This window comes from Moorena sp. SIO4G3, assembly GCF_010692305.1.
Taxonomy (GTDB): Bacteria; Cyanobacteriota; Cyanobacteriia; order Cyanobacteriales; family Coleofasciculaceae; genus Moorena; species Moorena producens_A.
Map to the genome: position 1 here is coordinate 1 of NZ_JAAHIG010000222.1, position 9,150 is coordinate 9,150.

Consider the following 9,150-nt stretch of genomic DNA (forward strand, 5'->3'; position numbering starts at 1 on the left):
ATTGTGCGTTTGGTTAATTGGTGGCTCGGAGTTCCATTTGCAGCTACCCGATGTTCTCGTTTTGCTGCTCTTGCGCCGACCGGTTGACATATGTGTAAACAAATATTAATTTGGCCAGCGGTATCAAAATTGGGGGATTTAGGGGGCTTATATGTAGCAAATGAGACTTCTCAGACAACCTCTTATGTAGCAACCGAAGTATTCAGATGTTTGACATTCGTAAATTCCGAAACTCAGTCATAGCTTACTTCTGACTTCTGACGAAATAACCTTGGTGACTTGCGCGTAGCGCTATACCTGATAGTTAAGATATGAAGGCTTACCTTAATTGCCTAATTGGCCGACAATTTTTCAATACCAATACATTTATCAAAGCCAAAAGTAGCTACCATGATAGAATTTGATTCATCATTGTTTAAAGAGAAGGTCAAATCTCTTTTTTTGCACATAGAAGAAGAAACCCTTGCTGCTTATATGTATAGCACTCCCGATCCTACTATTGAAAATGATCCTGCTAGGGGTGAAGAATATTATCGAAAAGTAATTGAACAAAGTGTTGATTATTACCTTTATAAGGAAGAGGTTAGACTCATTAAAAAAGTAGCTAATCAACTATCAAATTATGTGCCACAGGGGGTAGATATTATTGAATTCGGACCAGGAACAAAAACAGCATTTATCAACAAAAGCCTACCTTTACTGAAGTCATTGAATCATAATATCAAAACGTATATTCCCGTAGATTTGTGCAAAACTTATTTGGATCAGGCAGAAGACGTTTTGCAAGATGAGTTACCAGATCTATTGGTTAAACCCATACAAGACGACTTTATTGAGAATACCGATCTCGTTAAACAGTTTGACAAACCGTTAGTTTGGTTTAAAGGCAGCACAATCACTAATTTATCTACCTGACGGGGGGACAGAGCGGTTATAGCCCTTATGTAGCAAGGGATACGGCAGACAAATCAAAAAAAAGATAGGTCAAATATAGTAACCCTGACCCATCTACAAAAAATGATAGCTAAACCATACCAGAAAATCCTACAAAATCAGCTGCATCACAGTAGGTATTTATTAATAACCTTAGTCGTGGCCAGCCTACAACTACTCAGACAGGTCAAACTAGAAGTGTTAGCTCAAGCGCTGCCGTTACCTATTTTGTTTGAGAGTCGTCGAAAGAAATTACGTCGGTTTTTACGGATCAAACAGTTCAACATGGTTTCAATCTGGTTTCCCTGTGTAAGTGCTCTGCTAGAAGAGATGTTTAAACCAAACGATAGAATATATTTGGCGATAGATCGTACCAGCTGGGGGGTGATTAATATCTTGATGGTTAGTGTCATATATGATCATCGTGCCTGGCCGATTTACTGGGAGTTCTTGGATAAAAAAGGCAGCAGTAATTTTGATGAGCAAACAGCTGTTTTGGGGAAAAGTATTGGGTTACTCTCCAACTATAGGGTGGTGGTGTTAGGAGACCGGGAATTTTGTTCACCCAAACTGGGAAACTGGCTGGGTTTGCAGGGTGCATACTTTTGTTTGAGACAGAAATATAACACGTTTGTTTGTTACGATACTGAGGTGGAACGGGAGTTAAAAGACTATGGGCTTAAGCCAGGAGTAAAGCTGTTTCTTAATGACTGCCAAGTTACCAAAAAAAAAGGATTTGGGACGTTTAATATAGCCGGTAAATGGAAAAGAAATTACCAGGGATTTAAGACGAAAGAACCCTGGTATATTTTGACTAATTTTGATGATGTCGATACGGCTATTGTGGCCTACCAAAGACGATTTTCCATTGAGGAAATGTTTCGAGATTTTAAGTCGGGAGGCTATAGTATTGAAGGCTCTAAGCTAACAGGTGAGTATCTTTCAAAATTAATGATTGTTGTGGCGATTGCCTATACCAGTGCCATGCTTCAAGGGCGACACATTAAGCAGATGGGAATTCAAAAATATGTGGTCAGACCTGAAACTAAATCAAGTGGACAACGGCGACATAGCGCTTTTTATGTTGGCCAACATCAGCATTCGTGGCTTCGCTTAAGGGGATTGTGCGAAAAAATAGTGGACGAACTTTTGCAAATTAACCGTCGTTGGCTCAACTATTACTTGAAGGGTGAGCGGGCTATAGAGTTGGCACTGTCTACGTTATAAGCTTTATGTCCCCCTGTCAGTTTATCTACAAACCAATGTGTCAAATTTATTACAAAAATCTCTCAATCATTGCCGTCAGAAGGTCTTATAATCGTTGGTGTAGATGCTAATCAAAACGAGTCTTCATTAAAAAAAGCCTACGATACTGAAGAAGTAGCAAATTTTATTTTGAGCGTACTATATTGCATTGATCGCGATTTGCCAATGACCAACTTTAATCCTGCTGCATTTAAGTATCAGCCTGAATGGATACCCAACAATTATTGTTTGAAACATAATGTAATTGCTACCAGCAACCAAGCCTTTGTGTTTGATGGCGTTAATATCAGCATAAAAGAAGATGAAAAATTTCATATTTTCAGTTCTTACAAATATCCCGTTGATTATTTTCAAAAAATAGCTAGGCAAGGAGGATTAGAACCATTAGCTCATTTTGAAGATGAAAATCACCGCATGGTTATTCATGTTTTATCTTAAAAAAATAGCGTTGCTTAATAATGGAATGATCTGAAGAGTTTTGTGGTAAGCATTAAGCTATCAGTTATCAGCGGTCAGCTATCAGCTTATGGGTCATGGGTCATGGGTCATGGGTCATGGGTCATGGGTCCCAGGGTCGAAGCCTGTGCCACCACAGGCTAGAAGCCTGTGCCACCTTGAGGTGCTTTTGAATAAAATAAACTAAAGGCTGAACGCGCACGCGTGTGCGTAGCACATAAGCTGACCGCTGATCACTAATAGCTGAATGCTTAGATGACGGTGGCAGTACCCTTAGAGGCAGAGTGATGGACACAACTGGACTCGAACCAGTGACCCCCACGATGTCAACGTGGTGCTCTAACCAACTGAGCTATGCGTCCAAACCATTCATTATGATAGCACATATTTACAATATAGCAATTTTATTTATTTAAACCTTCTAGGAAAGGGAGCAGGGAGCAGGGAGTAGGGAGTAGGGAGCTTCGGAGCAGGTAACAAACATTATCAATACAGTGGAATTCTTTTGAAGGAGGACATCAGGGATGAGTTCTGCTAAAATATCCTGGTCGTTCAGCCTTTACCCACATCTTTATCTTTGAGTCAACCAATAGAAACCGCCAGTATCGATACATTAGCCAAGGAACTCGCAGCCATACAGCAAACTGGTTCTAAGCGAATTGCCTTGTTGGGGTCACGTCACGTTCCTATCACCCATCAGAATCTAATTGAGATGATGAGCTATGCCTTAGTGCAAGCGGGTAATCGTCTGATTACCTCTGGTGCGACCGGAACCAACTTAGCTGCCATTCGAGGTGCTATGCGAGCCGATCCCTCCTTGCTAACGGTAATTTTGCCCCAAAGTCTTCAGCGACAGCCACTGGAATCCCGAAAATACTTGGAGAAGGTAATGCATTTGGTGGAAAATCCCCAAAATGATACCTTGTCTCTCGCTGAAGCTAGTGCCTTGTGTAATGCCGAAATTGTTGCGAGGTGTCAGCAGTTAATTTGTTTCGCATTCCATGATAGCCGTACCCTCCTCAACACCTGTAAGGAGGCGGAACAGCAAAACAAGGTTGTTACTCTGTTCTATTTTGATTAGTTGTGATTAATTGTGATTAATTTTGATTAGTGTGAGCTAGACTATGCATCTATCCGGTTCGGGAATTTTACTTTACTGTATTGTGGGGGCAACGGTTTTAATCTATCTACCATTTCTGGTAGTTGGCTACAGCCGTTTCAAACTAGGCTATGACCAAAGTGCCCCTCGCGCCATGTTTGATCAGCTACCGCCCTATGCCCAACGAGCAACTTGGGCACATCAGAACTCCTTTGAAACCTTTATTATATTTAGCGCAGCCGCTTTGATGGCCTATGTTACGGGTCAGAATTCAACTCTCGCCATCGGGTGTGCGATCGCATTTGTAATTGCCCGAGTCTTCTACTCGCTGTTTTACATTCTCGATATTCCCTTGGGGCGATCGCTGATGTTTGCCATCGGCTCTCTTTCCAGTGGTACTCTGTTTGTTCTGAGTCTAAGCAGCGTCAGTGGCTAGACGAGATCAAGTCCACTTACTTGCTTGGGCCGTTGATAGTTTTGGTTGTTGGTCATTTGTCTTGAGAGCCACCAGCTTGAGCCACCGCCCCAACACTATTGGCTGATCCAATACTGATGGAACCGGGCTTGATATCAATAGGTTTAAAAATTTTGTATAGGGTGCAACAAATTTCCATTTTGGTTTTAAGCTGTTAGCTAAACCGCGAGAAGCCCCGCACTTTACCTTCATGGGGTAAGTGTCGTATGGAAAGCGCGGGGCAAGGGTCGGAAGGTAGCTTGCCAATGGGATATACTAGGGACAGTAGGGAAAACAAATTAAGAGCTAACCGCCACCTACTAGCTAAAAATAGAACGAGTTGTATTGTTCCGGCGCGGAGGGGCATCCCGTGTCGTTAATAAAGCTTACCGAGTAACCGAATCGTTGGATGGTGTTGGTAAGAAGCCCGCGCTGTACCGTGCTTGTCAGCGTCGGGAGTATGTCACGTAGTGAGCCACCATTGCTCACGGCCTACCGCTGACCGTTATTAATTATGGCTAGTACTTATTCTTTTGATATTGTTAGTGATTTTGATCGACAAGAGTTGGTCAATGCTGTGGATCAAACTATTCGTGAAATCAAAAGTCGTTACGACCTCAAAGATACTAAAACCACTGTTGAATTAGGAGAAGAATCTATCACCATCAATACTGATAGTGACTTTACCCTAGATGCTGTGCATACTGTTCTTCGTACCAAAGCGGCGAAACGGGAGCTTTCGCAAAAAATCTTCGAATATGGTAAAGTAGAAGCAGCTAGTGGTAATCGTGTTCGCCAAGAAATCACCCTAAAAAAAGGCATCAGCCAAGAATATAGTAAAAAAATCACCAAATTGATTCGAGATGAATTTAAAAAAGTGCAAGCCTCGATTCAAGGTGATTCAGTTAGAGTAACTAGCAAATCTAAGGATGACTTACAAAATATCATCCAGCGGTTGAAGCAAGAAGATTTGCCGATTGCTTTGCAATTTACTAACTATCGCTAAGAAGCTCTAGCTTGAGACCCGGTGGTGCGTTACGGGGCGGGCTGTCTCAAGTTTGGCCAACAGGCGGAACATCAGGGAGAGCCCGCCCCTAACGCACCCTACGCAGCTATGGCTTGATACTAGATATGACTTCCTTCGCTGCTGCTAATGTGCGGTCAATATCGTCCTCGGTGTGAGCTAGGGAAGTGAATCCTGCTTCAAATTGTGAGGGGGCTAGGTAGATCCCACGCTCTAACATGCCACGATGGAAAGCAGTGAATTTGGATGAATCAGAGGTTTTGGCATCATCGAAGTTGTGAACAGGAACACCAGTAAAGAACATGCCAAACATAGCGCTGATGTACCCACCAGTAGTTGCATGACCAGCATCTTTAGCAATTTGCAGCAGTCCCTCGGAAAGCTTTTTGGTAATAGTCTCTAGCTGTTCATAGGTACCCGGTTTCTTGAGTAACTCCAGGGTTTTAATGCCTGCTGTCATGGCTAGAGGATTCCCAGAGAGGGTTCCGGCCTGATACATTGGCCCAGCTGGTGCCACCATGGACATGATATCCTTTCGTCCGCCATAGGCTCCCACGGGCAAACCACCACCGATAATTTTCCCTAGGGTAGTCAGGTCAGGAGTGATGCCAAATTTCTCTTGAGCACCACCGTAGGCAATCCGGAAGCCAGTCATCACTTCATCAAACACCAGTAAAGCACCATGGTTTTGAGTTACTTCCCGCAAGCCTTCAAGAAAACCAGGCACAGGAGTGATGAAACCAGAATTCCCCACCACCGGTTCTAGGATGACCCCACCAATCTCATTGGGATATTGCTCAAATAAAGCTTTAACTTCCTCCAGGTTGTTATAGGTAGCGGTTAAAGTATTAGCAGTGGCAGACTTAGGAACACCAGGGGAATCCGGTAAACCTAGAGTAGCCACCCCAGAACCAGCTTGTACCAGCAGCATATCGGCGTGACCATGGTAGCAGCCGGAAAATTTGATAATTTTGTCCCGTCCTGTGAAGGCACGCATCAGTCGCAGCACTGCCATACAGGCTTCGGTGCCAGAATTGACAAACCGCACCATTTCAATACTAGGAACGGCGTCAATCACCATTTGTGCTAGCACGTTCTCTAGGGCAGAGGGAGCGCCAAAACTGGTACCCTTATCTAGAGCCTGGTGCAATGCCCCAATAACTTCCGGATGAGCATGACCGCAAATGGCTGGTCCCCAGGTACCTACATAGTCAATGTACTGGTTGCCATCTACATCCCAGATGTATGCTCCTTCAACTCGGTCAAATACAATCGGTTCTCCCCCTACTGATTTAAACGCTCTGACTGGGGAGCTGACTCCTCCTGGCATTAGGTTTTGGGCGGCGCTGAAAATTTCTTGTGATTTGGTGGTTTTAAACGAGGTAGTGCTAACCAAAATAGTCTCCTAATATTAATAGTGTACGGGTTAGTTGAAAATAAGGTAAAAAGCTCTCACCCCATTACCCCCCTTAAACAGGACAACAGGGAACTTCGGATCAGGTAACTTCGGCTTAGGGGCAATACTGGACAAGAGATTATTATCCTATGGAGACTGATCCGTTTTCACTTTGTAAAGAAAGAATCCAGATTTACTGATCAATATTTAGTGATCAATTGGATGTCAGGGGTGGTATCTTGTAGGGTGTATCTCATTAAAGCTGTTTGACCCGCTGGGTGTTTCAATCTGTTGCCCTAAAACTATGTCAGCATCTGAACCGACTTCCATTAGCCAAGCTATACCAGTTGACCAAATTCGCTACAACGATCAAGGACTAGTGCCAGCCATTGTCCAAGATTACCTAGATGGTACGATATTAATGATGGCTTGGATGAATCGGGAGTCATTGCAAAAAACCCTCGATACAGGAGAAACCTGGTTTTGGAGTCGCTCTCGTCAGGAATTGTGGCACAAGGGTGCTACATCTGGGCATTTACAAAGGATAAAATCCATCCGCTACGACTGTGACAGTGATGCTTTACTCGTGACGGCGGAACAAATTGGTGATATTGCCTGCCATCTCGGTGAGCGTAGCTGTTTCCATCGAGTGGAGGGTAAGAAAGTAGCCCCTCCAGCAGATACCTTGTCTCAGTTGTTTGAGATAATTTGCGATCGCCGTGACCATCCCGTAGAAGGATCCTATACCTGTAAGTTGTTTAAGGGTGGGGATAATAAGATTCTTAAAAAAATTGGGGAAGAAGCGGCAGAAGTGGTAATGGCTTGTAAGGATGATGACCCGGATGCGATCGCATCTGAAGTAGCGGACTTGCTCTATCACAGCCTAGTTGCTATGGCTTACCATCAGGTTGATGTACGGGATGTTTATCGCAAATTGCAACAGCGCCGTCGATAGTGTTGGTGATGGAGAAAAAGGTGATTGGTAATTGGAGCAGATTTTGATCATAGAAAGAAGCCAAAAGGCCAATCACCATGGACGCGATCGCGAACGCGATCGCGTCTGTTAGAGAGCATCGCTTTTTTTAACCAAATCCGGTAAACTGGCCCAGGTACTGTTAACTATAGATAACTACCTTGGCTTACGATAATATATGTAAATATCTCGCCGAAAACTACCCAGCTGATTTGGTCAGGTGGCTTCATGGTATTGAAGTTACTGAAATCTCGGTGCTCAAAACTGAGTTAAATACCGAACCGATTCACGCCGATTCCTTGACGCTGCTGCAAACCCCTAACCAAATCTTGCAATGGGAATTTCAAACCCTACCAGCTTCCAAGCCATCCCTACCATTGCGGATGCTCAAGTATTGGGTCAGACTCAGAGAAAAGTATAACTGTCCTGTTGAACAGGTCGTGATATTTCTGAAGTTCACCACCTCATCTAAAGTTTATACTAACCAGTTGCTGGAGAGTAACACCAATCATCGCTATCGAGTAATCAGGATGTGGGAGCAAGACCCTGAGCTATTTTTGGCAAATCCCGCCTTATTGCCCTTTGCCACTCTGGCATTCAGTGAGTCTCCTAAACGATTATTAGAACAAGTGGCGGCAGCAGTGGATAGGATTGAAGAACCACTAGCTTTTACTAACATCTCCGCTTGTACGCAGTTACTAGCCGGTTTGCGGTTCGACCAACGCTTGATAGGAGAATTATTTCCGGAGGACGTGATGCAAGAGTCTGTAATTTATCAGAAGATAATTCAAAAAGGACATAAACTTGGTTTACTCGAAGGAAAACGTGAAGGTTTACTCGAAGGAAAACGTGAAGGTTTACTCGAAGGAAAACTGGAAGGAAAACGGGAAGGAAGGCAAGAGGAAGGGTCCTCAATCATTATACGTCAACTGACCCGTCGCTTTGGGAGTGTTGACGACCAGCTACAACAGGGGATTAAAAAGCTTTCTGTTGCTCAATTGGAGGAGTTGAGCGAGGCGCTGTTGGATTTTGATACCGTCACCGATGTAGCTGTGTGGTTGGCATCCCATCAGCAATAAAGGGAAAGCCAAAAGCGCCAAAAGCCCAATCACCATGGATGCTTACGGGATGCTCTTTGAGAGCATCGCTTTTTTTAACCAAATCCGGTAAACTGGCCCAGGTACTGTTAACCATAGATCACTACCTTGGCTTACGATAATATATGTAAATATCTCGCCGAAAACTACCCAGCTGATTTGGTCAGGTGGCTTCATGGTATTGAAGTTACTGAAATCTCGGTGCTCAAAACTGAGTTAAATACCGAACCGATTCACGCCGATTCCTTGACGCTGCTGCAAACCCCTAACCAAATCTTGCAATGGGAATTTCAAACCCTACCAGCTTCCAAGCCATCCCTACCATTGCGGATGCTCAAGTATTGGGTCAGACTCAGAGAAAAGTATAACTGTCCTGTTGAACAGGTCGTGATATTTCTGAAGTTCACCACCTCATCTAAAGTTTATACTAACCAGTTGCTGGAGAGTAACAC

General features: G+C 43.8%; 10 protein-coding genes, 1 tRNA gene and 2 pseudogenes. 10 read left to right on the forward strand and 3 right to left on the reverse strand.

The features are described 5' to 3' along the window. Positions 1–390: 390 nt before the first annotated feature. From F6J99_RS29290 to F6J99_RS29300, 3 genes and pseudogenes are all read left to right on the forward strand, one after another. Complete coding sequence (locus F6J99_RS29290; RefSeq protein WP_293118077.1) at positions 391–915, forward strand: L-histidine N(alpha)-methyltransferase; 525 nt, start codon at positions 391–393, stop codon at positions 913–915. 102 nt (positions 916–1,017) lie between these two features. Beyond that, positions 1,018–2,160 (forward strand): IS4 family transposase, encoded by a 1,143-nt coding sequence (locus F6J99_RS29295; RefSeq protein WP_293118080.1) that lies wholly within the window; start codon positions 1,018–1,020, stop codon positions 2,158–2,160. Between the two features lie 36 nt (positions 2,161–2,196). After that, positions 2,197–2,637, forward strand: a pseudogene (locus F6J99_RS29300) (L-histidine N(alpha)-methyltransferase); the annotation flags it as partial. 306 nt (positions 2,638–2,943) lie between these two features. On the opposite strand, the gene F6J99_RS29305 reads toward F6J99_RS29300, so the two are convergent. Further along, a tRNA-Val gene (locus F6J99_RS29305) sits at positions 2,944–3,017 on the reverse strand. Positions 3,018–3,232: 215 nt separating this feature from the next. Between F6J99_RS29305 and F6J99_RS29310 the strand changes: the two genes are divergently transcribed. Continuing rightward, a complete protein-coding gene (locus F6J99_RS29310) occupies positions 3,233–3,736 on the forward strand; it encodes a DNA-processing protein DprA (RefSeq protein ID WP_008180076.1) in 504 nt (167 codons plus the stop codon). A gap of 43 nt (positions 3,737–3,779) precedes the next feature. Next, entirely contained in the window at positions 3,780–4,190 is a 411-nt protein-coding gene (locus F6J99_RS29315) for an MAPEG family protein (RefSeq protein WP_293073602.1), read from the forward strand. Between the two features lie 52 nt (positions 4,191–4,242). Here F6J99_RS29315 and F6J99_RS29320 read toward each other — a convergent pair whose 3' ends face one another. Then, positions 4,243–4,368 (reverse strand): hypothetical protein, encoded by a 126-nt coding sequence (locus F6J99_RS29320; protein ID WP_267876367.1) that lies wholly within the window; start codon positions 4,366–4,368, stop codon positions 4,243–4,245. A 185-nt stretch (positions 4,369–4,553) separates the two neighbouring features. Here F6J99_RS29320 and F6J99_RS29325 point away from each other — a divergent pair, with 185 nt between their 5' ends. After that, positions 4,554–4,679 carry a hypothetical protein gene (locus F6J99_RS29325; protein WP_267876366.1) on the forward strand — a complete coding sequence of 42 codons (126 nt, stop codon included), beginning with the start codon at positions 4,554–4,556 and terminating at the stop codon, positions 4,677–4,679. Between the two features lie 43 nt (positions 4,680–4,722). After that, positions 4,723–5,214, forward strand: coding sequence for a YajQ family cyclic di-GMP-binding protein (locus F6J99_RS29330; protein ID WP_293118090.1), 492 nt, complete (start codon positions 4,723–4,725; stop codon positions 5,212–5,214). A gap of 106 nt (positions 5,215–5,320) precedes the next feature. Here F6J99_RS29330 and hemL read toward each other — a convergent pair whose 3' ends face one another. Then, positions 5,321–6,628 (reverse strand): glutamate-1-semialdehyde 2,1-aminomutase, encoded by a 1,308-nt coding sequence (gene hemL / locus F6J99_RS29335; RefSeq protein ID WP_293118093.1) that lies wholly within the window; start codon positions 6,626–6,628, stop codon positions 5,321–5,323. Positions 6,629–6,932: 304 nt separating this feature from the next. On the opposite strand from hemL, the gene hisIE reads away from it, so the two are divergent. The 3 genes and pseudogenes from hisIE to F6J99_RS29350 form a co-directional block, all read left to right on the forward strand. Continuing rightward, positions 6,933–7,583: a bifunctional phosphoribosyl-AMP cyclohydrolase/phosphoribosyl-ATP diphosphatase HisIE gene (gene hisIE, locus F6J99_RS29340; RefSeq protein ID WP_293066049.1), complete on the forward strand. Its 651-nt coding sequence runs from the start codon at positions 6,933–6,935 to the stop codon at positions 7,581–7,583. Positions 7,584–7,762: 179 nt separating this feature from the next. Then, the gene (locus F6J99_RS29345; protein WP_293118097.1) at positions 7,763–8,680 is read left to right on the forward strand and encodes a DUF4351 domain-containing protein; all 918 of its coding nucleotides are present in this window, start codon (positions 7,763–7,765) and stop codon (positions 8,678–8,680) included. A gap of 126 nt (positions 8,681–8,806) precedes the next feature. Next, positions 8,807–9,150 (forward strand): annotated as a pseudogene (locus tag F6J99_RS29350) (hypothetical protein); the annotation flags it as partial.